The organism is Mycobacterium sp. E2327 (assembly GCF_001672675.1).
Classification (GTDB): Bacteria; Actinomycetota; Actinomycetes; order Mycobacteriales; family Mycobacteriaceae; genus Mycobacterium.
In genome coordinates this window covers 1-792 of the sequence record NZ_LZKE01000239.1, presented here as the reverse complement: position 1 = coordinate 792, position 792 = coordinate 1, and the positions used below count along the sequence as shown (strand labels likewise).

General features: G+C 64.0%; 1 protein-coding gene. It reads right to left on the bottom strand.

Features of this window, described 5'->3' with window-relative positions; genetic code table 11:
* Nucleotides 1–792, bottom strand: a 792-nt coding sequence (locus A5712_RS27495) for a cyclopropane mycolic acid synthase family methyltransferase (RefSeq protein WP_156766803.1), incomplete at both ends; no start/stop codon positions are given.

The window sequence follows — 792 nt, the reverse complement described above, 5'->3', positions numbered from 1 at the left end:
CCCGAACAACTTGGCGCAGCCGGTGAGGTACTTCATGTACCGGTCGTAGACCTTCTCCGACTGGATCGCGATGGCCTTGTCCTTGTTGGCTTCGAGCGCGGCGGCCCATATCTCCAGCGTCCTGGCGTAGTGCAGCTGAAGCGACTGGATCCGGGTCACCTTGAAACCGGCGTCGCCGGCGTGCTCTTCGACCGACGGGATCGTCGGCAGCCATCCGCCGGGGAAGATCTCGGCCAGGATGAACTGGGTGAAGTGAACGACCTCGTGGGTCAACGGGGTGCCCTGGGCCCTGGCCTCTTTGAAGGTCGGGCGCGAGATGGTGTGCAGCAGCATGACCCCGTCGGCCGGCAGCACCCGGTAGGCCATCTTGAAGAAGTGGCCCCACCGTTGCCGGCCGAAGTGCTCGAAGGCGCCGATGGAGACGATCCGGTCGACGGGTTCGTCGAACTTCTCCCACCCCTCCAGCAGCACCTGCGCCGAGCGGTTCGTGTCCAGCCCGTCGAACATCTGCTGGACGTGCTCGGCCTGGTTTTCCGACAGCGTCAGGCCCACGACGTTGACGTCGTACTTCTCGATGGCGCGCCGCAGCGCCCCGCCCCAGCCGCAGCCGATATCGAGCAGCGTCATTCCGGGTTCGAGGTTCAGTTTTCCCAGCGCCAGGTCGAACTTCGCATTCTGCGCTTCCTCGAGGGTCATATCGTCTCGCTCGAAGTAAGCGCAGCTGTAGGTCTGGGTCGGGTCCAGGAACAGCCGGAAGAAGTCGTCGGACAGATCGTAGTGCGCCTGCACGTT